Origin of the sequence: Pseudoalteromonas sp. GW168-MNA-CIBAN-0100, from assembly GCF_040309225.1 — a bacterium.
GTDB lineage: Bacteria > Pseudomonadota > Gammaproteobacteria > Enterobacterales > Alteromonadaceae > Pseudoalteromonas > Pseudoalteromonas arctica.
In genome coordinates, this window is the sequence record NZ_JBEOOL010000257.1 from 1 (window position 1) to 347 (window position 347).

Genomic DNA, 347 nt, shown 5'->3' on the forward strand with positions numbered 1-347 from the left:
GCTTTATTGCAAACTCAATACGCCAAAGAAATGTGGGCATTGTTTTCTGAGGCTAACTTAACGGCTAACTCCACTTTAACAGGTGAATTTGAAGATAACAGTGAAGCCGCAGATGTTGATGCAATACTTGAAGAAATTGAAGCCGCTCGTGAAGAAGAGCTGGAGCGCTTAGATCGTATTCGAGACGTTGACGAAGATGCTTAAACTTAATTAAATTAAGCTGATGTCTAGCGTTTAGTAGCTAGGCATCAAGCCGTTGCAGTTAAATTCAATAAAACAAAGGTTAACTTAATCGCGGCCTGAGCCCGTATAAAGCAAATGTTTTTTGTTTTAACGCTTTCTCTTTC

At 39.5% G+C, this 347-nt stretch carries 1 pseudogene; it reads left to right on the forward strand.

The features are described from left to right. Nucleotides 1–204: pseudogene (locus tag AAEY62_RS21000) on the forward strand (PA4780 family RIO1-like protein kinase); the annotation flags it as partial. Nucleotides 205–347 lie beyond the last annotated feature (143 nt).